This is a genomic window from Pseudomonas sp. 008 (assembly GCF_016861935.1).
Taxonomy (GTDB): domain Bacteria; phylum Pseudomonadota; class Gammaproteobacteria; order Pseudomonadales; family Pseudomonadaceae; genus Aquipseudomonas.
Genome location: NZ_BOMA01000004.1, coordinates 358,955 through 384,264, shown reverse-complemented (window position 1 = coordinate 384,264; position 25,310 = coordinate 358,955). Strand labels below are relative to the sequence as shown.

Here is a 25,310-nt window from a genome sequence, read left to right as displayed (position 1 = left end):
ACTGACCTTTCCACGCACAGCTTATCCGATAGCGCAGCACAGGCTGATCACCGTTTTCCACTGTAGTTGTCATTCTCTGTACATCACGGTTTTTAAGGGCTTAAGGCAGTTATCCACAGATCATCGCGTGCCTAGCTTTTACAAGCTTTACAGAAAAGCTTTAAATAATTCCCTTCTTTATTTCTATATCTAGCGAACGACCTGCGGACGAGCAAATCCTCTGGAGATCTATTTATAAGGAAACGTTGGTTGGAAATTGACCTAGAGGCTTGCTTTCTCTAGAATCCCCGGTCTCTTAAAACGGGGGCCATTCCGGCCCGTTGTGGACGAACCAGGTAACACGACAATGAAACGTACTTTCCAACCAAGCACTATCAAACGCGCTCGTACCCACGGTTTCCGTGCTCGCATGGCTACCAAGAACGGTCGTGCCGTCCTGTCGCGTCGTCGCGCCAAAGGTCGTGCGCGTCTGGCAGTTTGATAATCCGGCACTGGAGGTGAGTCAGGACTTCAGTCGGGATAAGCGTCTGCTTACTCCCCGGCATTTCAAGGCAGTCTTTGACTCCCCTACCGGCAAGGTTCCGGGGAAAAATCTCCTGCTCCTTGCGCGCAATAACGATCTTGATCACCCCCGTCTCGGGCTGGTTATCGGGAAAAAGAGCGTAAAGCTCTCCGTCGAGCGCAATCGCCTCAAACGTCTGATGCGCGAATCGTTTCGCCTGAACCAGGATTCACTGGTCGGTTGGGACATTGTTATCGTCGCGCGCAAAGGTTTGGGTGACGTAGAAAACCCCGAATTGATTCAGCATTTCGGCAAACTCTGGAAACGTCTGGCACGCAGCAAGCCGGTACCAGCAGTCAAAGCCGAAACTGTAGGGGTAGACAGTCCCGATGCGTAAACTGGCACTCGTTCCGATCCAGTTTTATCGCTATGCCATTAGTCCCCTGATGGCCAATCACTGTCGTTTCTACCCCAGTTGTTCCTGCTACGCGTTAGAAGCCATAGAAAATCATGGCCTTCTGCGCGGTGGCTGGCTGACCTTTCGTCGTTTAGGTCGCTGTCATCCGTGGAATCCCGGTGGTTATGACCCGGTTCCACCTATCCCTACCTCCCGTTCTTCTTCGATGGCCGAGTAATCATGGATATCAAACGCACGATCCTGATCGTCGCCCTGGCAATCGTGTCCTACGTTATGGTTCTTAAATGGAACCAGGACTATGGCCAGGCTGCCCTGCCGACTCAGAATGTTGCTTCCAGTACTACCGCACCGGGTCTACCGGATACGGCGACTGGCAATAATGCTTCCGCCAGTGACGACATCCCGCGCGCCGCAAGCGATACCAGTGCAACTGCACCTGCTGAAACGCCAGTGGCTGCAAGCAAAGACCTCATCCAGATCAAAACGGATGTGCTCAACCTGGCTATCGATCCACAAGGTGGCGATGTTGCCCAGTTGACGCTGCCGCTGTATCCACGTCGCCAGGACCATCCGGAAATTCCATTCCAGTTGTTCGATAACGGCAACGAGCGGACTTATCTGGCTCAGAGCGGCCTGATCGGCACCAACGGTCCGGACGCAAGTCCTGCCGGTCGTCCGGTTTACTCCTCCGAGAAGAAGATTTATCAACTGGCTGACGGTCAGGACCAATTGGTCGTGGACCTGAAGTTCAGCAAGGACGGCGTCAACTACATCAAGCGTTTCACCCTGAAACGTGGCCTGTATGACGTAACCGTTTCCTACCTGATCGACAACCAGAGCGCTCAGCCCTGGTCCGGTGCAATGTTCGCGCAACTGAAGCGTGACGCCAGTTCCGATCCTTCTTCCAGCACTGCCACCGGCACCGCGACTTACCTGGGCGCCGCCCTGTGGACAAGTAACGAGCCGTACAAGAAAGTGTCGATGAAGGACATGGACAAGGCTCAGCTGAAAGAAACCGTCAGCGGTGGCTGGGTTGCCTGGTTGCAGCATTACTTCGTGACCGCGTGGATTCCGGCCAAGGGCGAAAACAACGTCGTCCAGACCCGTAAAGACAGCAAAGGCAACTACATCATTGGCTACACCGGTCCTTCTCTGACCGCTGCGCCAGGTGCCAAGGTTGAAACCAGCGCCGTTCTGTACGCAGGTCCAAAAAGCCAGGCTGTCCTGAAACAGTTGTCCCCAGGCCTGGAACTGACCGTCGACTACGGCATTTTGTGGTTCATTGCCCAGCCAATCTTCTGGTTGCTGCAACATATCCACGCACTGGTTGGTAATTGGGGCTTCTCGATCATCTTCCTGACCATGCTGATCAAGGGGATTTTCTTCCCGCTGTCGGCCGCCAGCTACAAATCCATGGCACGCATGCGTGCAGTGGCACCGAAACTGGCCGCGCTGAAAGAGCAACATGGCGAAGACCGGCAGAAAATGTCGCAAGCCATGATGGAGCTGTACAAGAAAGAGAAGATCAATCCACTGGGTGGCTGCTTGCCAATCCTGGTGCAGATGCCGGTTTTCCTTTCGCTGTACTGGGTTCTGCTGGAAAGCGTGGAAATGCGCCAGGCGCCATTCATGCTGTGGATTACTGACCTGTCGATCAAGGATCCGTTCTTCATTCTGCCGATCATCATGGGCGCAACCATGTTCATCCAGCAGCAGTTGAACCCGACGCCTCCGGATCCGATGCAGGCCAAGGTGATGAAGCTGATGCCAATCATCTTCACCTTCTTCTTCCTGTGGTTCCCGGCCGGTCTGGTACTGTACTGGGTAGTGAACAACTGCCTGTCGATCGCCCAACAGTGGTACATCACGCGTAAGATCGAAGCAGCTACCAAAGCAACTGCCTGATTTACACTGTGGATAACCACTCAAAACGCCCCCTAGTGGGGCGTTTTGCTATCTGTCACTTTTGTCTGGATACCGGTTTATGAGCGTTCCTCGTGAAACCATCGCAGCCGTCGCCACCGCTCAAGGTCGCGGCGGTGTGGGCATCGTCCGTATTTCCGGGCCGCTGGCGAGTGTGGCGGCCAAAGCCATCAGCGGCCGCGAGCTGAAACCGCGGTTCGCCCATTACGGCCCGTTCCTCAGTGAAAACGAAGAGGTGCTGGACGAAGGCATCGCGCTGTATTTCCCGGGACCGAATTCGTTCACCGGCGAAGATGTGCTGGAGCTGCAGGGCCACGGCGGACCAATCGTCCTGGATATGTTGCTCAAACGCTGCCTGGAACTGGGCTGCCGTCTGGCCCGACCGGGTGAATTCAGCGAACGCGCCTTCCTCAATGACAAACTCGACCTGGCTCAGGCCGAAGCCATCGCCGATTTGATCGAGGCGAGTTCTGCACAGGCTGCACGAAATGCCCTGCGTTCGTTGCAAGGGGCGTTTTCCCAGCGTGTGCATAACCTTACCGAGCAATTGATAGGCCTGCGCATTTACGTCGAAGCGGCTATCGACTTCCCTGAAGAAGAAATCGACTTCCTCGCCGATGGCCACGTGCTGAGCATGCTGGACAAAGTGCGCGACGAATTATCCACAGTGCTTCGGGAAGCCGGGCAGGGGGCCTTGCTGCGTGACGGCATGACGGTAGTCATTGCCGGCCGGCCGAATGCCGGCAAGTCCAGCCTTCTGAACGCCCTGGCCGGACGTGAAGCCGCGATCGTGACCGAGATTGCCGGCACGACCCGGGATATTCTTCGCGAACATATCCACATCGATGGCATGCCGTTGCATGTGGTCGACACTGCCGGGCTGCGGGATACCGACGATCAGGTCGAGAAAATCGGCGTAGAACGGGCATTGAAAGCCATCGGCGAGGCGGATCGGGTATTGCTGGTGGTCGATGCCACGGCTCCCGAGGCCCTTGATCCATTTGCCTTGTGGCCTGAATTCCTCGAAACCCGCCCGGATCCGGCAAAAGTGACGCTGATTCGTAACAAGGCAGACTTGACGGGTGAAGCGATTGCCCTGGAAGTCAGTGGCGATGGCCACGTCACGATCAGCCTCAGTGCCAGGTCCGCCGGCGAAGGCCTGGAGTTGTTGCGCGAGCATCTCAAGGCCTGCATGGGTTACGAGCAGACCTCTGAAAGCAGCTTCAGTGCTCGCAGACGTCACCTGGAGGCACTGCGCCACGCGAGTGCGTCCCTCGAACACGGCCGCGCGCAGCTGACGTTAGCGGGTGCCGGTGAACTGCTGGCCGAAGATTTGCGGCAAGCCCAGCAGTCTTTGGGCGAAATCACCGGGGCATTCAGCTCCGATGATCTGCTGGGCAGGATCTTTTCCAGCTTCTGCATCGGTAAATAGTCCTTCTGCGTTACCCACAGACAGGCCGTTCTGGCCTGTCTGCTCCCCTTCTTCTGAAATAGACCTCCGCTCCCGAGCAGATTTTTCTGTTCGCGCGGATTTTCCGTGCCCGGGATTTGCTCGGTCAGCCCTTTTCTGTGGATTAAGCCCTGTGAATAACTGCCGCTAAGGGCAGTTGATAACAAGGCCTCAAAACTGAAGATAACCGCCTCTGTGGATAACAGCCCCTTTCATCCACAGGCTTACACCGGTTATCCAAGGGCCTCCTCGGCACATGACCACAGGGTTTTGAATCTCTGTACACATTGAAAATAAAGGCCTGTATGAATCTATCCACAGAAAGGTGGGGCAGTAGAAATAAACATAAAAACAAAGATTTAATAAATCTCTCTCTTTTTAATTTCTATAACCCCGACTTCTCCACAGCTGGTTAAATTTTGTGCAAAGGGTTCTTTAGGAAGGGCGAAGTCCCTATACTTGCCGACCAGGTCCAAGAACCTGAGCTCAAACTATTCCGGATTACCTGACTAAAGCAGGCACGAGGTGCGTGGTGGATTTCCCTTCCCGTTTTGAAGTGATCGTCATCGGCGGCGGTCATGCCGGTACCGAGGCAGCACTTGCATCAGCACGTATGGGGGCAAAAACCCTGTTGCTGACGCATAACGTGGAAACCCTCGGTGCCATGAGCTGCAATCCCGCCATTGGTGGGATCGGTAAAAGCCATCTGGTCAAGGAAATCGATGCCCTGGGCGGCGCGATGGCCATGGCTACCGATAAAGGTGGTATTCAATTTCGCGTATTGAACAGCCGCAAAGGCCCGGCCGTGCGTGCAACTCGCGCCCAGGCAGATCGGGTGCTGTACAAGGCCGCTGTCCGTGAAGCTTTGGAAAACCAGCCGAACCTGTGGATATTTCAACAGGCCGCGGACGACCTGATCGTCGAACAGGAACAAGTGCGCGGCGTTGTCACGCAAATGGGCCTGCGTTTCTTCGCCGACTCCGTGGTGCTGACGACGGGCACCTTCCTCGGTGGACTTATCCACATCGGCATGCAGAATTATTCCGGCGGTCGCGCCGGTGATCCGCCTTCGATTGCTTTGGCACGTCGTCTGCGTGAACTGCCATTGCGTGTCGGTCGCCTGAAAACCGGTACTCCGCCGCGTATTGACGGTAGGTCTGTGGATTTCTCGGTCATGACCGAGCAAGCCGGTGATACGCCGATCCCGGTCATGTCGTTCATGGGCTCCAAAGAGCAGCACCCGAAACAGGTCAGTTGCTGGATTACCCACACCAACGCCCGGACCCACGAAATCATTGCCGCCAACCTCGACCGTTCGCCGATGTATTCCGATGCCGGGTTGATCGAAGGCATCGGCCCACGTTATTGCCCATCGATCGAAGACAAGATCCACCGCTTTGCCGACAAGGAAAGCCACCAGGTCTTCATCGAACCGGAAGGGTTGACCACTCACGAGCTGTACCCGAACGGGATATCCACATCCTTGCCGTTCGACGTGCAATTGCAGATCGTGCAATCGATCCGCGGCATGGAAAACGCGCACATCGTGCGTCCGGGCTACGCCATCGAGTACGACTATTTCGACCCGCGTGACCTGAAGTACAGCCTGGAAACCAAAGTCATCGCCGGTCTGTTCTTCGCCGGGCAAATTAACGGCACCACCGGTTACGAAGAAGCCGGCGCCCAGGGTTTGCTGGCTGGAGCCAACGCCGCACTGCGAGCCCAGGGCAAAGATGCCTGGTGCCCGCGTCGTGATGAAGCGTACATCGGCGTTTTGGTTGACGACCTGATTACCCTCGGTACCCAGGAACCGTATCGGATGTTCACATCCCGCGCCGAATACCGCTTGATTCTGCGCGAAGACAACGCCGACCTGCGCCTGACCGAAAAAGGTCGCGAACTGGGTCTGGTGGATGACGTGCGTTGGGCGGCTTTCTGCAAAAAACGCGAAAGCATCGATTTGGAAGAGCAACGCCTGAAAAGTACCTGGGTTCGCCCGGGCACCGAGCAGGGCGATGCGATTGCCGAGAAGTTCGGTACGCCGCTGACCCACGAATACAATTTGCTCAACCTGCTGAGCCGTCCGGAAATCGACTACGCTGGTCTGATCGCCGTGACTGGCGGGGGCGCAGAAGATCCACAGGTCGCCGAACAGGTTGAAATCAAGACCAAATACGCCGGTTATATCGACCGTCAACAGGATGAAATCGCACGCCTGCGGGCCAGCGAAGACACCAAACTGCCTGTGGATATCGATTACACGAACATCTCCGGTCTCTCCAAGGAGATCCAGAGCAAGCTCGGTGCGACCCGTCCAGAGACTTTGGGCCAGGCGTCGCGTATTCCGGGCGTGACCCCGGCGGCGATTTCGCTGTTGATGATTCATTTGAAAAAACGCGGCGCGGGCCGTCAGTTGGAGCAAAGCGCTTGAGTTCGTTGGTTACCTCGCAACATGCAGAAGAGTTATCCACAGGTGCTCGCCAGCTCGGTGTCACACTGACGGAAGCCCAGCACGCTCAGCTGCTGGGTTATCTGGCCTTGTTGATCAAATGGAACAAGGCTTACAACCTGACCGCCGTGCGCGATCCGGACGAAATGGTCTCCCGTCACCTGCTCGATAGCTTGAGCGTGATGTCGTTCGTCGAAAACGGTCGCTGGCTCGACGTTGGCAGCGGCGGCGGCATGCCGGGTATTCCGTTGGCGATCCTGTTTCCAGAGTCCCAGGTGACCTGTCTGGACAGCAACGGCAAGAAAACCCGCTTCCTGACCCAGGTCAAACTCGAACTCAAACTGGATAACCTGCAAGTTATCCACAGTCGCGTCGAAGCCTTCCAGCCTGAACTGCCATTCAACGGGATCATTTCCCGGGCGTTCAGCAGCATGGAGAACTTCAGCAACTGGACTCGCCATTTGGGCGACGCCGATACACGCTGGCTGGCAATGAAGGGCGTTCATCCCGCCGATGAGCTGGTAGCATTGCCGGCAGACTTCCACCTCGATAGCGAACACGCCCTGGCCGTACCCGGTTGCCAAGGCCAACGCCATCTGCTGATACTGCGCCGCACGGCATGATTGGGAACACAAGCAAGAATGGCTAAGGTATTCGCGATAGCGAACCAAAAGGGTGGTGTGGGCAAGACCACCACCTGCATCAACCTCGCAGCTTCCCTGGTCGCTACCAAGCGTCGGGTGCTGTTGATCGATCTTGATCCACAGGGCAACGCCACCATGGGTAGCGGTGTGGATAAACACGGCCTGGAAAACTCGGTCTACGATCTGTTGATCGGTGAATGTGATCTGGCCCAGGCCATGCACTATTCCGAACACGGTGGTTACCAGTTGTTGCCGGCAAACCGCGATCTGACCGCGGCCGAAGTCGTTCTGCTGGAAATGCAGATGAAGGAAAGCCGCCTGCGCAGCGCGTTGGCGCCGATCCGTGAGAACTACGATTACATTTTGATCGACTGCCCGCCATCGCTGTCGATGCTCACGCTCAATGCGCTGGTTGCCGCCGACGGGGTCATTATCCCCATGCAGTGCGAGTACTTCGCGCTCGAAGGGTTGAGCGACCTTGTGGATAACATCAAGCGCATTGCCGAACTGCTGAACCCGAACCTGAAAGTCGAAGGCCTGTTGCGGACCATGTACGACCCGCGCCTGAGCCTGATGAACGACGTCTCGGCGCAGCTCAAGGAACACTTTGGCGATCAGCTCTACGACACGGTGATTCCGCGCAACATCCGTCTGGCCGAAGCGCCAAGTTATGGCATGCCGGCGCTGGCGTACGATAAATCATCGCGCGGCGCGATTGCCTATCTGGCATTGGCCGGTGAGATGGTTCGCCGTCAACGCAAAAATTCACGCACCGCCGCTGCCCAGGCAACTTAAGGAATCCCCATGGCCGTCAAGAAACGAGGTCTCGGACGTGGACTGGATGCACTGCTGAGTGGTCCGACTGTCAGCTCGCTGGAAGAACAAGCAGTGCAAGCCGACCAGCGTGAGCTGCAGCACCTGCCCCTGGACCTGATCCAGCGTGGCAAGTACCAGCCACGTCGGGACATGGATCCTCAGGCGCTGGAAGAGCTGGCGCAGTCGATCAAGGCCCAGGGCGTGATGCAGCCGATCGTGGTTCGTCCGATTGGCAGCGGCCGCTTCGAAATCATCGCCGGCGAACGCCGCTGGCGCGCCAGTCAGCAGGCTGGCCAGGAAACCATCCCGGCGATGGTCCGCGATGTACCGGATGAAACCGCCATCGCCATGGCGCTGATCGAGAACATCCAGCGCGAAGACCTCAATCCGATCGAAGAAGCGGTGGCCTTGCAGCGTTTGCAGCAGGAATTCCAGCTGACTCAGCAACAAGTGGCCGAGGCTGTGGGTAAGTCCCGCGTCACCGTGGCCAACCTGTTGCGCCTGATTTCGTTGCCGGAAGTCATCAAGACCATGCTGTCTCACGGCGACCTGGAAATGGGTCATGCCCGTGCCTTGCTGGGTTTACCGGAAAACCAACAGGTTGAAGGGGCGCGACATGTTGTCGCACGGGGGCTGACTGTGCGCCAGACTGAAGCACTGGTTCGCCAGTGGTTGAGTGGCAAACCGGAGCCTGTGGAACCGGCAAAACCGGACCCGGATATCGCCCGGCTCGAGCAGCGCCTGGCCGAGCGCCTAGGCTCTGCGGTGCAGATCCGCCACGGAAAGAAGGGTAAGGGGCAGTTGGTGATCGGCTACAACTCTCTTGATGAACTTCAAGGTGTGCTCGCACACATCCGCTGAAACAATTCCTCTTGTAGCGTGAAGTCGGAAATCACTACCTGACAGTTGAATAGGGGCAGAACCGCCCCTATACTCTGCGCGCATTTTGTCGGCACAAATTATGCCAAGTTATTGAATTTCGGCAGCCGACCATTGGGGAGCAAAAGTGATGGAAAACCGCACGCCAGACCGCTTGCCTTTCCATCGATTGGCTGTTTTTCCGGTGTTAATGGCTCAACTTGTCGTTTTGCTGATTGCCGCTTTGGCGCTCTGGCGATGGTATGGAGTCGTTGCCGGGTACTCAGGACTTTGCGGAGGCCTGATAGCCTTGCTTCCCAATATTTATTTCGCTCACAGGGCATTTCGGTTTTCCGGCGCCCGAGCAGCTCAAGCCATCGTCCGGTCTTTTTATGCTGGCGAGGCGGGCAAACTGATTTTGACGGCAGTGCTGTTTGCATTGACGTTTGCAGGTGTGAAGCCATTGGCGCCGTTAGCAGTATTCGGCGTCTTCGTGCTGACCCAACTGGTCAGCTGGTTCGCTCCCCTGCTTATGAGAACAAGACTTTCGAGACCTTAGGGCGTTTGAGGCAACCATGGCAGAAACAACCGCTTCGGGCTATATCCAGCACCACTTGCAGAACCTGACCTTCGGTCAGCTACCCAACGGCGGCTGGGGCTTTGCCCACTCCGCAGCAGAAGCCAAGGAAATGGGCTTCTGGGCTTTCCACGTCGATACCCTCGGCTGGTCGGTCGCATTGGGTCTGATCTTCGTTCTTCTTTTCCGCATGGCGGCAAAGAAGGCGACTACCGGTGTACCTGGTGCTTTGCAGAACTTCGTTGAAGTATTGGTCGAATTCGTCGATGGCAGCGTGAAAGACAGCTTCCATGGCCGTAGCCCGGTGGTTGCACCACTGGCACTGACCATCTTCGTCTGGGTGTTCCTGATGAACGCCATCGACCTGGTACCGGTCGACTGGATTCCTCAGCTGGCCATCCTGATCTCCGGCGACCACCACATCCCGTTCCGCGCCGTGTCGACCACCGACCCGAACGCTACTTTGGCCATGGCCTTCACGGTGTTTGCGCTGATCATTTTCTACAGCATCAAGATCAAGGGCCTCGGCGGCTTCATCGGCGAGCTGACCCTGCACCCGTTCGGCAGCAAGAACATCTTTGTTCAGGCGCTGCTGATTCCGGTGAACTTCCTGCTGGAATTCGTGACCCTGATCGCCAAGCCGATCTCCCTGGCTCTGCGTCTGTTCGGCAACATGTATGCCGGTGAGCTGGTGTTCATTCTGATCGCTGTGATGTTCGGCAGCGGTCTGCTCTGGCTGAGCGGCCTGGGCGTAGTTCTGCAGTGGGCGTGGGCTGTGTTCCACATCCTGATCATCACCCTGCAGGCATTTATCTTCATGATGCTGACCATCGTTTACCTGTCGATGGCGCACGAAGAGAACCATTAAGACCAGTCTCGACTGGTCTGATGTCCCACCCGGTCAAACGGGTGGGTGCCCTAACAGGGCTATGAAACGATTTGTTTTACCGCTTTAAAATCTAAAAAACCTAAACCATACGACGTAAAAGTCGGGAGGAAAGATGGAAACTGTAGTTGGTCTAACCGCTATCGCTGTTGCACTGTTGATCGGCCTGGGCGCACTGGGTACCGCAATTGGTTTCGGCCTGCTGGGCGGCAAGTTCCTGGAAGGCGCAGCGCGTCAGCCAGAAATGGTTCCAATGCTGCAAGTTAAAATGTTCATCGTTGCCGGTCTGCTCGACGCCGTAACCATGATCGGTGTTGGTATCGCTCTGTTCTTCACCTTTGCGAACCCGTTCGTTGGTCAGATCGCTGGCTAATTACTCGGATCTTCCGGGTAATTTGGTGTGATGGACAACGTAACTGCGAGGTGTTGGCGTGAACATTAATGCGACCCTGATTGGCCAGTCCGTTGCGTTCCTGATTTTTGTACTGTTCTGCATGAAGTTCGTATGGCCTCCGGTCATTGCGGCTCTGCACGAACGTCAAAAGAAGATCGCTGATGGTCTGGACGCTGCCAGCCGAGCAGCTCGCGACCTGGAGTTGGCCCAAGAGAAAGCGGGTCAGCAACTGCGCGAAGCGAAAGCTCAGGCAGCTGAAATCATCGAGCAAGCCAAGAAACGCGGTAATCAGATTGTCGAAGAGGCTGTTGAAAAAGCCCGTATCGACGCTGACCGTGTGAAGGTTCAGGCTCAGGCCGAGATCGAACAGGAACTGAACAGTGTCAAAGACGCGCTGCGTGCCCAAGTGGGCTTGCTGGCAGTCGGCGGCGCCGAGAAGATCCTGGGTGCCACAATCGATCAAAACGCGCACGCAGAGCTGGTTAACCAACTGGCTGCTGAAATCTAAGCGAGGGCGATCATGGCAGAACTGACCACGTTGGCCCGACCTTACGCTAAGGCGGCCTTCGAGCACGCTCAGGCCCACCAGCAACTGGCCAATTGGTCAGCCATGCTCGGCCTGGCAGCACTGGTGTCGGAAGACGACACCATGCAGCGCGTGCTCAAGGCCCCGCGACTGACGAGCGCAGAAAAGGCCGCCACGTTTATTGACGTGTGCGGCGACAAGTTTGATGCCAAGGCACAGAACTTCATTCACGTCGTTGCCGAAAACGACCGTCTCCCGCTTCTGCCGGAGATCGCCGCTCTGTTTGACCTGTACAAGGCCGAACAAGAGAAATCGGTAGACGTGGAAGTAACCAGTGCTTTTGCATTGAACCAAGAACAGCAAGACAAACTCGCCAAGGTTCTCAGTGCACGACTCAACCGGGAAGTGCGCCTGCAAGTTGCGGAGGACGCTGCCCTTATTGGTGGTGTCGTCATCCGCGCCGGCGACCTGGTTATCGATGGCTCGATTCGCGGCAAAATCGCGAAACTTGCCGAAGCATTGAAATCTTGAGTTTGAAGGGGCAGCAGAGCAATGCAGCAACTCAATCCTTCCGAAATAAGTGAAATTATCAAGGGCCGCATCGACAAGCTCGATGTGACCTCCCAAGCCCGTAACGAAGGCACTGTCGTCAGCGTATCTGACGGTATCGTGCGGATTCACGGTCTGGCCGACGTAATGTACGGCGAGATGATCGAGTTTCCGGGCGGCGTCTTCGGTATGGCCCTCAACCTGGAGCAAGACTCCGTAGGTGCCGTTGTATTGGGCGCATACCAGTCTTTGGCTGAAGGCATGAGCGCCAAGTGCACTGGCCGCATCCTCGAAGTTCCGGTTGGTAAGGAACTGCTGGGTCGCGTAGTCGACGCACTGGGTAACCCTGTTGACGGCAAAGGTCCACTGGGCAACACCGAGACCGACGCGGTCGAGAAAGTTGCTCCAGGCGTGATCTGGCGTAAGTCGGTAGACCAGCCTGTACAGACTGGCTACAAGGCTGTCGATGCCATGATCCCTGTCGGCCGTGGCCAGCGTGAGCTGATCATCGGTGACCGTCAGATCGGTAAAACCGCTCTGGCGATCGACGCGATCATCAACCAGAAAGACAGCGGCATTTTCTGCGTCTACGTAGCAATCGGTCAGAAGCAATCGACCATCGCCAACGTTGTTCGCAAGCTGGAAGAAAACGGCGCCCTGGCCAACACGATCATCGTGGCTGCCAGTGCTTCGGAATCTCCTGCGCTGCAATTCCTGGCACCGTACTCCGGTTGCACCATGGGTGAATTCTTCCGCGACCGCGGTGAAGACGCGCTGATCGTTTATGACGATCTGTCCAAGCAAGCAGTGGCTTACCGCCAGATTTCCCTGCTGCTGCGCCGTCCACCAGGCCGTGAAGCTTACCCAGGCGACGTGTTCTATCTCCACTCCCGTCTGCTGGAGCGCGCATCCCGCGTTTCGGAAGAGTACGTAGAGAAGTTCACCAACGGCGCAGTGACCGGCAAAACCGGTTCCCTGACCGCACTGCCGATCATCGAAACCCAGGCTGGCGACGTTTCCGCGTTCGTTCCGACCAACGTGATTTCCATCACCGACGGTCAGATCTTCCTGGAATCGGCCATGTTCAACTCGGGCATCCGTCCTGCAGTGAACGCCGGTGTTTCGGTATCCCGTGTGGGTGGTGCCGCTCAGACCAAGATCATCAAGAAGCTGTCCGGTGGTATCCGTACCGCTCTGGCTCAGTACCGTGAACTGGCGGCATTCGCCCAGTTCGCTTCTGACCTGGACGAAGCGACCCGTAAGCAACTTGAGCATGGTCAGCGCGTTACCGAGCTGATGAAGCAGAAGCAATACGCACCAATGTCGATCGCTGACATGGCGCTGTCGCTGTATGCCGCTGAGCGTGGGTTCCTGACTGACGTTGAAATCGCCAAGATCGGCAGCTTCGAACAAGCGCTGATTGCTTTCTTCAACCGCGATCACGCCGACTTGATGGCGAAGATCAACGTGAAAGGTGACTTCAATGACGAAATCGACGCTGGCATGAAAGCCGGTATCGAGAAGTTCAAGGCCACCCAAACCTGGTAAGCCGCAGCGGGAGCCGCAAGGCTCCCGCTTGCTAACCTGATAGGTGTTACATGGCAGGCGCAAAAGAGATTCGCAGTAAGATTGCGAGCATCAAAAGCACGCAAAAGATTACCAGCGCCATGGAAAAAGTGGCGGTCAGCAAAATGCGCAAGGCACAAATGCGCATGGCTGCTAGCCGTCCTTATGCGGAGCGCATCCGCCAGGTTATTGGCCATCTGGCCAACGCTAACCCGGAATATCGCCACCCGTTCATGATCGACCGTGAAGTAAAGCGCGTTGGTTATGTCGTAGTGAGCAGTGACCGTGGTCTGTGTGGTGGCTTGAACACCAACCTGTTCAAGGCCCTGGTCAAGGACATGGCGGTAAACCGCGAAAACGGCGTCGAGATTGATCTGTGTGTCGTTGGTAGCAAGGGTGCGGCCTTTTTCCGCAACTTCGGCGGTAACGTCGTTGCAGCTATCAGCCACCTGGGTGAAGAGCCGTCGATCAATGATCTGATTGGCAGCGTCAAGGTGATGCTGGATGCCTATCTGGACGGCCGTATTGACCGCCTGTCCGTGGTGTCCAACAAGTTCATCAACACCATGACGCAACAGCCTACCGTGGAGCAGTTGATTCCACTGGTGGCAACCCCGGATCAAGAACTCAAGCACCACTGGGACTATCTCTACGAACCGGACGCCAAAGAGCTGCTTGACGGCTTGATGGTCCGTTACGTGGAGTCGCAGGTCTACCAGGCGGTGGTCGAGAACAACGCGGCTGAACAAGCTGCGCGGATGATCGCGATGAAGAACGCTACCGACAACGCCGGTGATTTGATCAGCGATTTGCAGCTGGTCTACAACAAGGCGCGTCAGGCTGCGATCACCCAAGAGATCTCGGAAATCGTCGGCGGCGCTGCCGCGGTTTAACGGTTCAAATATTCAGAGGATCCAGCTATGAGTAGCGGACGTATCGTTCAAATCATCGGCGCCGTTATCGACGTGGAATTTCCACGCGACAGCGTACCGAGCATCTACAACGCGCTGAAAGTAGTGAGCGCGGCTGAAACCACTCTGGAAGTTCAGCAACAGCTGGGCGACGGCGTGGTTCGCACCATTGCGATGGGTTCCACAGAGGGCCTGAAACGCGGTCTGGAAGTTACCGATTCTGGCGCAGCCATCTCCGTACCGGTCGGTAAAGCAACCCTGGGCCGGATCATGGACGTCCTCGGTAACCCGATCGACGAAGCTGGTCCGATCGACACCGAAGAGCGTTGGGGCATTCACCGCCCAGCACCTTCGTTCGCCGAACAGGCAGGCGGCAACGACCTGCTGGAAACCGGCATCAAGGTTATCGACCTGGTTTGCCCGTTTGCCAAAGGCGGTAAAGTCGGTCTGTTCGGTGGTGCCGGTGTAGGCAAGACCGTAAACATGATGGAACTGATCCGTAACATCGCCATCGAGCACAGCGGTTATTCCGTGTTCGCCGGTGTGGGTGAGCGTACTCGTGAGGGTAACGACTTCTACCACGAGATGAAGGATTCCAACGTTCTGGACAAAGTGGCACTGGTTTACGGTCAGATGAACGAGCCGCCGGGTAACCGTCTGCGCGTAGCACTGACCGGCCTGACCATGGCCGAGAAGTTCCGTGACGAAGGTAACGACGTTCTGCTGTTCGTCGACAACATCTATCGTTACACCTTGGCCGGTACTGAAGTATCCGCACTGCTGGGCCGTATGCCTTCGGCAGTAGGTTACCAGCCGACCCTGGCTGAAGAGATGGGCGTTCTGCAAGAACGTATCACTTCGACCAAGGAAGGTTCGATCACTTCGATCCAAGCGGTATACGTACCTGCGGATGACTTGACTGACCCGTCGCCAGCGACCACCTTCGCCCACTTGGACGCTACCGTCGTTCTGTCCCGTGACATCGCTTCCCTGGGTATCTACCCAGCGGTTGATCCACTCGACTCGACTTCGCGCCAGCTGGACCCGAACGTAATCGGCCAGGACCACTACGACACCGCTCGCGGCGTCCAGTACGTGCTGCAGCGTTACAAAGAACTGAAGGACATCATTGCGATCCTGGGTATGGACGAGCTGTCGGAAGCCGACAAGCAGTTGGTAAACCGTGCTCGTAAGATCCAGCGTTTCTTGTCGCAGCCGTTCTTCGTGGCTGAAGTCTTCACCGGTGCATCGGGTAAATACGTTTCCCTGAAAGACACCATTGCTGGCTTCAAAGGCATCCTCAACGGTGACTACGACCACCTGCCAGAACAAGCGTTCTACATGGTTGGCGGCATCGAAGAAGCGATCGAGAAAGCCAAGAAACTGTAATCCCGGCGCCCGGCAACGGGCGCTAATTTAGGTTGAGGCAATCAGATGGCTATGACAGTCCATTGCGATATCGTCAGCGCGGAAGGAGAAATCTTTTCCGGTCTGGTCGAGATGGTGATTGCGCACGGTGCACTGGGTGATCTTGGTATCGCCCTGGGTCACGCGCCGCTGATCACTAATCTGAAGCCAGGTCCGATCCGCCTGGTCAAGCAGGGCGGGGAAGAGGAGGTGTATTACATCTCCGGTGGTTTCCTCGAGGTTCAGCCGAACATGGTCAAGGTTCTTGCCGACACCGTGCAACGCGCTGCCGACCTGGACGAAGCCGCAGCTCTGGAAGCCGTTAAGGCTGCCGAGAAAGCCTTGCATGAGCGAGGCGCGGAATTCGATTACGGTTCTGCTGCCGCACGTCTGGCCGAGGCTGCAGCTCAGCTGCGCACCGTCCAGCAGATCCGCAAGAAGTTCGGCCACTAATCGGCCATCGACTTGTTGCGCGATTGATTAAAAAGGGTAGCCTCGGCTACCCTTTTTTCTTTTTCGATATTCATCATCTGGTCGCAGTTGCTGACCACCCAGGATTGGTAGCCAGTCATGTCCCTTGAAATCGTTATCCTCGCTGCCGGCCAAGGCACTCGCATGCGTTCGGCCTTGCCGAAAGTCCTGCATCCGATTGCCGGTAATTCAATGCTTGGCCATGTTATCCACAGCGCTCGGCAACTTGATCCACAGCGCATCCACGTGGTGATCGGCCATGGTGCCGAAGCGGTGCGCGAGCGTCTGGCCGCCGATGACCTGAATTTCGTCCTGCAGGACCAACAGCTGGGTACCGGTCATGCGGTGGCCCAGGCTGTGCCGTTCATCGAGTCCGATACCGTGCTGATTCTCTACGGTGACGTGCCGTTGATCGAAGTCGAAACCCTGCAACGTCTGCTCAAGCAGGCTGCACCGCAGCAATTGGGTCTGCTGACTGTCGAGCTGGATGACCCGACTGGCTACGGCCGCATTGTCCGTGATGCCGCCGGCAAAGTGACTGCCATCGTCGAGCAGAAAGATGCCAACGCGGCTGAGCGTGCGATCACCGAAGGCAATACCGGCATTTTGGCGGTGCCTTCCCAGCGTTTGGGCGATTGGCTGAGCCGCCTATCCAACAATAACGCCCAGGGCGAGTACTACCTGACTGACGTGATCGCCATGGCGGTCAGTGATGGTCTGGTGGTGGCCACCGAACAACCCCATGACGCCATGGAAGTGCAGGGCGCCAACGATCGCAAACAACTGGCCGAGCTGGAGCGTCATTATCAACTGCGCGCCGCTCGTCGTTTGATGGCTCAAGGCGTAACCCTGCGCGACCCGACACGTTTCGATGTGCGCGGTGAGGTTACCGTTGGTCGCGATATCCTGATCGACATCAACGTGATTCTCGAGGGCAAAGTGGTCATCGAGGACGACGTGGTGATCGGCCCGAACTGCGTGATCAAGGACAGTACCCTGCGCAAAGGCGTGGTGATCAAGGCCAACAGTCATATCGAAGGCGCGATTCTCGGCGAAGGCAGCGATGCCGGCCCGTTTGCTCGTTTGCGTCCCGGCACAGTGCTGGAAGCCCGCGCGCATGTGGGTAACTTTGTTGAACTGAAGAACGCTCACATGGGCGAAGGTGCCAAGGCCGGTCACTTGACGTATCTGGGCGATGCCGAGATCGGTGCGCGCACCAACATTGGCGCCGGCACCATCACCTGCAACTACGACGGTGCCAACAAGTGGAAAACCGTGCTGGGTGAAGATGTATTCATCGGTTCCAATAACTCGTTGGTGGCGCCTGTGGATATCTCCTCCGGTGCGACCACGGCGGCCGGTTCGACTATTACCCAGAATGTGGATAACGCTCAGTTGGCCGTAGGCCGGGCTCGACAGAAGAACATCGACGGCTGGAAGCGGCCTGAGAAGATCAAGAAGAGTTAAGTTATCCACAGATCAAAAGATCGCAGCCTTCGGCAGCGCCTACAGGGAATTTGTGTTCACTCTGTAGGCGCTGCCGGAGGCTGCGATCTTTTTTTGAGTTATCCACACATCTTTTTTTCTGACGTTGGCTTGACGAAGTTTCGCTGATAGGTTTTGATTGCTTACGTTATCTTTCGAATCGAAACTTACCAAATCATGTCAAAGCGCAACACGCCCCAACGCCGCCACAATATCCTCGCCTTGCTCAATGAGCAGGGCGAAGTCAGTGTGGACGAGCTGGCCAAACGCTTCGAAACCTCGGAAGTTACGATTCGCAAGGATCTGGCCGCGCTTGAAAGCAACGGTCTGTTGCTGCGTCGTTATGGCGGCGCGGTCACCATGCCGCAGGAGCTGGTCGCCGACATCGGCCAACCGGTTTCGAAATACAAGCAGGCCATTGCCCGCGCCGCCGTCACGCGGATTCGCGAGCATGCGCGCATCATCATCGACAGCGGCAGTACCACCGCCGCGATGATCCCGGAACTCGGCCAGCAACCGGGCCTGGTGGTGATGACCAACTCCCTGCATGTCGCCAACGCGTTGACTGAACTCGAGCACGAACCGGTGCTGTTGATGACCGGTGGTACCTGGGATCCGCATTCCGAATCCTTCCAGGGTCAGGTGGCAGAGCAGGTACTACGCTCATATGACTTCGATCAGTTATTTATTGGCGCCGATGGCATCGATCTGGTGCGCGGGACCACCACCTTCAATGAATTGCTGGGACTGAGCCGTGTCATGGCCGAGGTCGCCCGCGAAGTGATCGTGATGGTCGAGGCCGACAAGATCGGCCGCAAGATCCCCAATCTGGAGCTGCCTTGGAGCAGCGTCCATACCCTTATTACCGATGATCGCCTGCCGCTTGAGGCCCGCGATCAGATTCAGGCCCGCGGCATCAATGTGATTTGCGCCGCTGTCAGTCAGGAGAAATAGCATGTGTGGAATTGTCGGTGCAGTCGCAGAACGGAACATTACCGCCATCCTGCTCGAAGGCCTCAAGCGTCTGGAATACCGTGGTTATGACAGCGCCGGCGTGGCGGTGTACACCAACGATGAAAAACTCTTGCGCCTGCGTCGGCCGGGCAAGGTCAGCGAACTGGAACAGGCGCTGATCGAAGAGCCTCTGGTCGGTCGTCTGGGCATTGCCCACACCCGCTGGGCGACCCACGGCGCGCCATGCGAACGCAACGCTCACCCGCATTTTTCGGGCGATCTTGCGGTGGTGCATAACGGCATCATCGAGAACCACGAAGCCCTGCGCGAGCAACTCAAGGCCCTGGGCCACGTGTTCACCTCGGACACGGACACTGAAGTCATCGCCCATCTGCTCAACGAAAAACTCAAAGAGCAGCCTGACCTGACCGCGGCCCTGAAAGCGACCGTCAAAGAACTGCACGGCGCATACGGTCTGGCAGTGATCAGCGCTCGGCAACCGGATCGCCTGGTAGCAGCCCGCAGCGGCAGCCCATTGGTAATCGGTCTGGGCCTGGGTGAAAACTTTCTTGCCTCCGACCAGTTGGCCCTGCGCCAGGTCACTGACCGCTTCATGTACCTGGAAGAAGGCGATATCGCCGAAATTCGCCGCGACAGCGTGCAGATCTGGGACATCAACGGCACGCTCGTCGAGCGTGAAAGCGTTCAGTACCGTGACGGTGCCGAAGCCGCTGACAAAGGCGAGTTCCGGCATTACATGCTCAAGGAAATTCACGAGCAACCGGCCGTGGTGCAACGCACGCTTGAAGGTCGCCTGAGTCAGAATCAGGTGCTGGTCCAGGCGTTTGGTCCACAAGCGGCCGAGCTGTTTGCCAAGGTGCGTAATGTACAGATCGTTGCCTGCGGCACCAGTTATCACGCCGGTATGGTTGCCCGTTACTGGCTCGAAGAACTGGCCGGCATTCCGTGCCAGGTCGAAGTCGCCAGCGAATTCCGCTACCGCAAAGTAGTGGTGCAGCCCGATACCCTGTTCGTGAGCATCTCCCAGTCAGGCGAAACCGCCGACACCTTGGCCGCGCTGCGCAACGCCAAGGAACTGGGCTTCCTTTCCAGCCTGGCAATCTGCAACGTCGGCATCAGCTCCCTGGTGCGTGAATCGGACCTGACGCTGCTGACCCAGGCCGGTCGCGAAATCGGCGTGGCCTCGACCAAAGCCTTCACCACTCAATTGGTGGGCCTGCTGTTGCTGACCCTGGCCCTGGGTCAGGTTCGCGGCACATTGGCCGCAGGCGTCGAAGCCACACTGGTGGAAGAACTGCGTCGCCTGCCGACCCGTCTGGGCGAAGCCCTGGCCATGGACAGCACTGTGGAAAAAATCGCCGAGCTGTTCGCCGAGAAGAACCACACCCTGTTCCTCGGTCGCGGTGCGCAATTCCCGGTGGCGATGGAAGGGGCGCTCAAGCTCAAGGAAATCTCCTACATCCACGCCGAAGCCTACCCGGCGGGCGAGCTGAAACATGGCCCGCTGGCGCTTGTGGATAACGACATGCCAGTGGTCACCGTGGCACCGAACAACGAGTTGCTGGAGAAGTTGAAGTCCAACCTCCAGGAAGTCCGCGCCCGCGGCGGTGAACTGATCGTCTTCGCCGACGAGCAGGCCGGCATGACCAACGGTGAAGGCACTCATGTTGTGCACATGCCGCACATCCACGACATCCTGTCGCCGATCCTCTACACGATTCCGTTGCAGCTTCTTTCGTACTACGTGGCAGTGTTGAAAGGCACTGACGTTGACCAGCCACGAAATCTGGCGAAGTCGGTGACGGTGGAATAAGTTATCCACAGGTGATCGAAAACAATAAAAATCGCAGCCTACGGTTGCGATTTTTTTTTACCTGAACGAAGGACATACCCGATGGACCGATTCCAGGAAATGCAGGTCTTCGCCGCTGTCGCCCAGGACCAAGGTTTCTCGGCGGCGGCGCGGCGTTTGGGGATGTCGGCAGCCAGCGTTACCCGGGCAGTGGCGGCGCTTGAGCAGCGCATTGGCACCCAGTTGCTGACGCGCACCACCCGTAGCGTGCATTTGAGCGAGGCAGGTCAGCGTTATCTGGAGGACTGTCGGAGAATTCTCGCCGAGGTGCAGGAAGCCGAAGATTCGGCCGCCGGAAGCCATGCCCAACCCCGTGGGCAACTGACGATCACGGCACCGGTATTGTTCGGCGATTTGTTCGTCACGCCGCTCATGGTCGGTTACTTGACTCAATTTCCTGAAGTCAGCATCAACGCTGTGCTGGTCGACCGGGTGGTGAGCATGGTCGAGGAGGGCATCGATGTGGCTGTGCGCATCGGTGAGTTGCCTGACAGCAATCAGCATGCCATTCGAGTGGGCGAAGTGCGGCGGGTGATCTGCGCTTCCCCCGGTTTCCTGACTGACCATGGTCGGCCTCGGCATCCGGCAGATTTGAGCCGCGCCCCGATCATCGCCACCTCGTCCATCGGGCAGCCCAGAAGCTGGCCGTTCCTTGAGGCGGGAGAGCCGGTCAGTGTTCGTCCGGAGCCGCGTCTGGTGGTCTCTGCCAATCAAGCGGCGATCACTGCCGCCGCCATGGGCCTGGGATTGACCCGAGTCTTGTCGTATCAAGTGGCGAGCAAGATCGCCACCGGTGAGCTGGAAATCGTCCTGGCTGACTTCGAACTGCCGCCATTGCCCATTCATGTGGTCTACCAGGGTGGGCGCAAGGCCCCGACGCGGGTTCGCAGTTTTGTGGACTTTGCGGTGAAGGGGCTGCGCGAACACCCGGCCCTGCACGGCTGAAGGTTTATTGCACTGGATGAAATAATGGATTGCGTTTGCTGGTTATTCTGTTGCTTTGGTTGTGGATGGAAGATAGCGCTCCATCGGCGCTGATCTTTCCTGAGCGGCGCCACCACCCAGCGGAGTCGACCATGCAAGCCATCAAACTCTACAACTTCCCCCGTTCCGGCCATGCTCACCGTGTAGAGCTGATGCTGTCGTTGTTGCAACTGCCGACCGAGCTGATCTTCGTCGATCTGGCCAAGGGCGCACACAAACAAGCGGATTTTCTTGCGCTCAACCCGTTTGGCCAGGTCCCGGTAATTGAGGATCAAGGCATGGTGCTGGCCGACTCCAACGCGATCCTGGTCTACCTTGCGCAAAAATATGGCAACGGTCGCTGGCTGCCAACCGATCCGGTCGGTGCAGCCAAGGTTCAGCGTTGGTTGTCGGTCGCCGCCGGGCCGATTGCCTTTGGCCCCGGCAGGGCAAGGCTGATCACTGTATTTGGTGCGCCTTACAACGCTGAAGAGGTGATCGCCTATTCTCACACCTGGCTCAAAGTGATCGATCAGGAACTGGGCGCAACGGCCTATCTGGCCGGTAGCGAGCCGACCATCGCCGACATCGCCGCCTACAGCTACATCGCCCATGCTCCGGAAGGCAATGTGTCGCTGGACGACTACGCCAACATCCGCGCCTGGCTGGCGCGCGTTGAAGCCTTGCCAGGGTTTGTCGGCATGCCGCGCACCATCGCCGGTTTGCAAAAAACTGCCTGATGTTCACGGCCCTATTCAGTCGGGCCGTTCTTATTGCGCGATGAGCGCAGGGGAGAAGCCGTTATGGAACGTTCACCTTGGCACGCAGGCGAGAAAAAATTGCAGGCCCATGTGGGTGTCGTCGAGCGAATGGAGGCATTGGGTCGTAGGGTGATTCGCGGCGAGATGCCGGACCAGCACCGCACGTTCTATCAGCAACTGCCGTTCATGCTGTACGGCGCGGTGGATGCCGACGGCAACCCTTGGGCCAGTATTCTTGAAGGGGCGCCGGGCTTTGCGAAGTCCCCCGAGCCCGGGCTGTTGCAGATCGGCTGCCTGCCCGGTCGCGACGACCCTGCACAACTGCAAGACGGGGCGGCGATCGGTCTGCTCGGTATCGAGCTGCACACCCGGCGTCGCAATCGTCTCAATGGTCGAGTCGGCGCTGTAACGGCGAGCGGCTTCGAGGTGACGGTGGAGCAATCCTTCGGCAATTGCCCGCAATACATTCAATTGCGCCAGTTTCGCTCGGTGCCATTGGCGGATCCGGCGACCCGTGTTGCGCAGCATCTCAATGGGCTGGATGACACTGCCAAAGCCATGATCGCCAGCGCCGATACCTTCTTTGTCGCCAGTTATGTGGACGTCGATGGCCAGCGCTCGGTGGACGTTTCTCATCGGGGCGGCCAGGCCGGTTTCGTCCAGATAGAAGGCAATCGCCTGACCATCCCGGACTTCGCCGGCAACCTGTTCTTCAATACCTTGGGCAACCTGCTGATCAACCCTCGGGCCGGTTTGCTGTTCATCGATTTCGATTCGGGCGATTTGCTGCACCTCAGCGGTCGCACGCAAGTCATCCTCGAAGGCCCGCAGATCGAAGCCTTTCAAGGCGCCGAGCGGCTGTGGACATTCGAGGTGGAGCACGCGGTGCGTCGGCCCGCGGCACTGGCCTTGCGCTGGCGCTTTGACGGCGTGTCGCCCACCAGTCTGCTGACCGGCACCTGGGCGCAGGCGAATGCACGCCTGCAAGCCCAGGCGCTGGGGAATCGCTGGCGGCCGCTGCGAGTGACGCGCATCGAGCGGGAGAGCCACAACATCCGTTCGATCTATCTGGAGCCTGCCGATGGCGCCGGATTGCCGGTGTTTCAAGCTGGGCAACATTTGCCCTTGCGGTTCAACATCGCAGGCGATGTGCACATCCGCACGTACAGCTTGTCGAGCGCGCCATCCGATGACTTTTTCCGCATCAGCGTGAAGCGTGAAGGCCTGGTGTCCTCGCACCTGCATGAGCAGATTCGTGTCGGCGATGTGCTTGAAGCCCGCTCGCCTCAAGGGCATTTCACCGTGGCGCCGAATGAGCGTCGGCCGCTGGTGCTATTGGCTGCCGGCGTGGGGATCACGCCGCTGCTGTCGATGCTGCGGGAGGTGGTTTATCAAGGCCTGCGCACGCGGCGCATCCGTCCTGTGTGGTTCTTCCAGAGCTCGCGGACCTTGGCCGATCAACCGTTTCGCCCTGAGCTGGATCGCCTGCTCGACGGTCTCGGTGATGAGGTGCGGGTGCTGCGTTTGCTCAGTCAGCCGGAGTCCGATGCCCGTGAGGGTGAAGATTACGACCTGACAGGGCGCATCGACGCCGACTTGCTCAAGACCACTCTTGAGGTGGAGGACTACGACCAAGTGGATTTTGTCCTGTGCGGTCCGGGAAGTTTTACCCAGGGTCTGTACGACAGCCTGCGGGATCTGGATGTCCCTGATTCAAGGATTCATGCCGAAACCTTTGGCCCGTCGACGCTGCGTCGCAAGCCGGACCCGGACGCGGTGGTCATCGAGCAATTGCCGGCCGCTACCGTTTCTGTGCCCGTCGTGTTCCAGCGCTCTGCCAAAGAAGCGCGTTGGCAGCCGGACGGCGGCAGTTTGCTGGAGTTGGCGGAGAGCCGTGGCTTACGCCCGGAATTCAGTTGCCGCGGCGGTTCTTGCGGGACCTGCAAAACCCGGTTGATCAGCGGAGAGGTGAATTATCCACAGCCTCCGGCGGAGGTTCCCGATGCGGGTGAGGTGCTGATTTGTTGTGCGGTGCCGGCGCAGGGTTCGCAGCCGTTGGTGCTCGACCTTTAGAAAAAGATCGCCGCCTTCGGCAGTTCCTACAGGGTGCAAACGAATCCTGCGTAGGCGCTGCCGAAGGCGGCGATCTTTTGATCTTCAGGCAGTCCTACAGACGATGATTTTGGGGGATGTTTCCGACAGGTTTTGACGGTTGTCGGGTGGGAAGTGGAGTGGATAGGCTTTGAGGGTCGTTGGCAATTCAGCGATCGGGCCTGGAAAACCCGAAGTATAGGATCACAGCAGGTGACATAATGCGGCGCTTTTTCAGCTCTGCAGTTATGGCGGCTGTGCGTGGGAGACCTTCGGGTCTGCCGGGTTTGATCCTCTACCGGTTTTTCCAGTCCGCGTACAGCTGCCACCCCTTTCGTCTGGAAAACGAAAAATGGCAGCTCCATCTCTTTAAGGATCTTTGCCATGTTTAAGCCGACACCAAATCCGCCCGAAGCGGACAGCACTTCCCCCTACGAATCCCCAAATTCAAAAAAGCTCAACGAAGCCGCCGAGCGCGCGCTCGATCACTACCTCAACCCCTCAGCCCTCAAACCACCGGTCGCCCGCAAGCCGAGCACGATGTTTATGGTTGCACCGGATATCAAAGACGAAGACCTGTTGGCCCACACCTGTGAATCGTTGGCCCAGGCCAGTGTGATGGCGAGTGATTTTGCGGGGTATCTGCAAGGGCCGCACCGGCATACGGCGATGGCGATTCAACAGATCGTCATGCTGGCGGAACTGGCGGTGAACCGGATGCTGGATAACGTCGCCATACCAAAACCTGCGCCACACAGCTGATTTGATGTGGGAGCGGTAATGGCGAAAAATCAGGTGATCATTGCCCGCAAGCTGATAGCTGAGTAGGGTAACGA

The 25,310-nt window shown here is 57.6% G+C and carries 25 protein-coding genes; all 25 read left to right on the top strand.

What is annotated here, in order from left to right; all coding sequences use genetic code 11:
* Positions 1-346 precede the first annotated feature (346 nt).
* The 25 genes from rpmH to JUI81_RS11025 all read left to right on the top strand — a co-directional run bounded on the left by rpmH (position 347) and on the right by JUI81_RS11025 (position 25,236).
* Positions 347-481, top strand: a complete 135-nt coding sequence (rpmH, locus tag JUI81_RS11145; protein WP_003213577.1) for a 50S ribosomal protein L34 — start codon at positions 347-349, stop codon at positions 479-481.
* Between the two features lie 16 nt (positions 482-497).
* A complete protein-coding gene (gene rnpA, locus JUI81_RS11140; RefSeq protein ID WP_026286513.1) occupies positions 498-899 on the top strand; it encodes a ribonuclease P protein component in 402 nt (133 codons plus the stop codon).
* Positions 892-1,137, top strand: a complete 246-nt coding sequence (gene yidD, locus JUI81_RS11135; RefSeq protein ID WP_003213574.1) for a membrane protein insertion efficiency factor YidD — start codon at positions 892-894, stop codon at positions 1,135-1,137. Before rnpA ends, yidD begins: the two co-directional genes overlap by 8 nt.
* 2 nt (positions 1,138-1,139) lie before the next feature.
* Positions 1,140-2,825 (top strand): membrane protein insertase YidC, encoded by a 1,686-nt coding sequence (gene yidC, locus JUI81_RS11130; RefSeq protein ID WP_019580342.1) that lies wholly within the window; start codon positions 1,140-1,142, stop codon positions 2,823-2,825.
* A gap of 79 nt (positions 2,826-2,904) precedes the next feature.
* The gene (mnmE, locus tag JUI81_RS11125) at positions 2,905-4,275 is read left to right on the top strand and encodes a tRNA uridine-5-carboxymethylaminomethyl(34) synthesis GTPase MnmE (RefSeq protein WP_019580343.1); all 1,371 of its coding nucleotides are present in this window, start codon (positions 2,905-2,907) and stop codon (positions 4,273-4,275) included.
* A gap of 550 nt (positions 4,276-4,825) precedes the next feature.
* Entirely contained in the window at positions 4,826-6,724 is a 1,899-nt protein-coding gene (gene mnmG, locus JUI81_RS11120; RefSeq protein WP_028940079.1) for a tRNA uridine-5-carboxymethylaminomethyl(34) synthesis enzyme MnmG, read from the top strand.
* Positions 6,721-7,365 (top strand): 16S rRNA (guanine(527)-N(7))-methyltransferase RsmG, encoded by a 645-nt coding sequence (gene rsmG / locus JUI81_RS11115; RefSeq protein WP_007934329.1) that lies wholly within the window; start codon positions 6,721-6,723, stop codon positions 7,363-7,365. The genes mnmG and rsmG overlap by 4 nt, the downstream gene beginning before the upstream one ends.
* An 18-nt stretch (positions 7,366-7,383) precedes the next feature.
* Positions 7,384-8,181 (top strand): ParA family protein, encoded by a 798-nt coding sequence (locus JUI81_RS11110; RefSeq protein WP_007934331.1) that lies wholly within the window; start codon positions 7,384-7,386, stop codon positions 8,179-8,181.
* Between the two features lie 9 nt (positions 8,182-8,190).
* Complete coding sequence (locus tag JUI81_RS11105; protein ID WP_007934333.1) at positions 8,191-9,063, top strand: ParB/RepB/Spo0J family partition protein; 873 nt, start codon at positions 8,191-8,193, stop codon at positions 9,061-9,063.
* Between the two features lie 148 nt (positions 9,064-9,211).
* The gene (locus JUI81_RS11100; protein ID WP_007934335.1) at positions 9,212-9,619 is read left to right on the top strand and encodes a F0F1 ATP synthase subunit I; all 408 of its coding nucleotides are present in this window, start codon (positions 9,212-9,214) and stop codon (positions 9,617-9,619) included.
* 16 nt (positions 9,620-9,635) lie between these two features.
* Positions 9,636-10,505, top strand: coding sequence for a F0F1 ATP synthase subunit A (gene atpB / locus JUI81_RS11095; RefSeq protein ID WP_007934337.1), 870 nt, complete (start codon positions 9,636-9,638; stop codon positions 10,503-10,505).
* 133 nt (positions 10,506-10,638) lie between these two features.
* Positions 10,639-10,896, top strand: coding sequence for a F0F1 ATP synthase subunit C (gene atpE, locus JUI81_RS11090; protein ID WP_003097235.1), 258 nt, complete (start codon positions 10,639-10,641; stop codon positions 10,894-10,896).
* A gap of 58 nt (positions 10,897-10,954) precedes the next feature.
* Positions 10,955-11,425 carry a F0F1 ATP synthase subunit B gene (locus JUI81_RS11085; protein WP_008064601.1) on the top strand — a complete coding sequence of 157 codons (471 nt, stop codon included), beginning with the start codon at positions 10,955-10,957 and terminating at the stop codon, positions 11,423-11,425.
* 12 nt (positions 11,426-11,437) lie between these two features.
* Positions 11,438-11,974, top strand: a complete 537-nt coding sequence (locus JUI81_RS11080; protein ID WP_019580345.1) for a F0F1 ATP synthase subunit delta — start codon at positions 11,438-11,440, stop codon at positions 11,972-11,974.
* A 21-nt stretch (positions 11,975-11,995) separates the two neighbouring features.
* Positions 11,996-13,540: a F0F1 ATP synthase subunit alpha gene (gene atpA, locus JUI81_RS11075; RefSeq protein WP_007934342.1), complete on the top strand. Its 1,545-nt coding sequence runs from the start codon at positions 11,996-11,998 to the stop codon at positions 13,538-13,540.
* 50 nt (positions 13,541-13,590) lie between these two features.
* Positions 13,591-14,451: a F0F1 ATP synthase subunit gamma gene (gene atpG / locus JUI81_RS11070; protein ID WP_007934344.1), complete on the top strand. Its 861-nt coding sequence runs from the start codon at positions 13,591-13,593 to the stop codon at positions 14,449-14,451.
* A gap of 27 nt (positions 14,452-14,478) precedes the next feature.
* The gene (gene atpD / locus JUI81_RS11065) at positions 14,479-15,858 is read left to right on the top strand and encodes a F0F1 ATP synthase subunit beta (protein ID WP_007911961.1); all 1,380 of its coding nucleotides are present in this window, start codon (positions 14,479-14,481) and stop codon (positions 15,856-15,858) included.
* Between the two features lie 45 nt (positions 15,859-15,903).
* Positions 15,904-16,329: a F0F1 ATP synthase subunit epsilon gene (locus JUI81_RS11060; RefSeq protein ID WP_007985046.1), complete on the top strand. Its 426-nt coding sequence runs from the start codon at positions 15,904-15,906 to the stop codon at positions 16,327-16,329.
* Between the two features lie 117 nt (positions 16,330-16,446).
* The gene (glmU, locus tag JUI81_RS11055) at positions 16,447-17,814 is read left to right on the top strand and encodes a bifunctional UDP-N-acetylglucosamine diphosphorylase/glucosamine-1-phosphate N-acetyltransferase GlmU (RefSeq protein WP_028940080.1); all 1,368 of its coding nucleotides are present in this window, start codon (positions 16,447-16,449) and stop codon (positions 17,812-17,814) included.
* A gap of 192 nt (positions 17,815-18,006) precedes the next feature.
* The gene (locus tag JUI81_RS11050; protein WP_172901217.1) at positions 18,007-18,786 is read left to right on the top strand and encodes a DeoR/GlpR family DNA-binding transcription regulator; all 780 of its coding nucleotides are present in this window, start codon (positions 18,007-18,009) and stop codon (positions 18,784-18,786) included.
* Position 18,787: 1 nt separating this feature from the next.
* Entirely contained in the window at positions 18,788-20,620 is a 1,833-nt protein-coding gene (gene glmS / locus JUI81_RS11045) for a glutamine--fructose-6-phosphate transaminase (isomerizing) (protein WP_019580348.1), read from the top strand.
* 81 nt (positions 20,621-20,701) lie between these two features.
* A complete protein-coding gene (locus JUI81_RS11040; RefSeq protein WP_028940081.1) occupies positions 20,702-21,604 on the top strand; it encodes a LysR family transcriptional regulator in 903 nt (300 codons plus the stop codon).
* A 131-nt stretch (positions 21,605-21,735) separates the two neighbouring features.
* Positions 21,736-22,362 carry a glutathione S-transferase family protein gene (locus tag JUI81_RS11035; RefSeq protein WP_018927332.1) on the top strand — a complete coding sequence of 209 codons (627 nt, stop codon included), beginning with the start codon at positions 21,736-21,738 and terminating at the stop codon, positions 22,360-22,362.
* Between the two features lie 63 nt (positions 22,363-22,425).
* A complete protein-coding gene (locus JUI81_RS11030) occupies positions 22,426-24,456 on the top strand; it encodes a pyridoxamine 5'-phosphate oxidase family protein (protein WP_204124257.1) in 2,031 nt (676 codons plus the stop codon).
* A 402-nt stretch (positions 24,457-24,858) separates the two neighbouring features.
* Positions 24,859-25,236: a DUF6124 family protein gene (locus JUI81_RS11025; RefSeq protein WP_204124256.1), complete on the top strand. Its 378-nt coding sequence runs from the start codon at positions 24,859-24,861 to the stop codon at positions 25,234-25,236.
* Positions 25,237-25,310 lie beyond the last annotated feature (74 nt).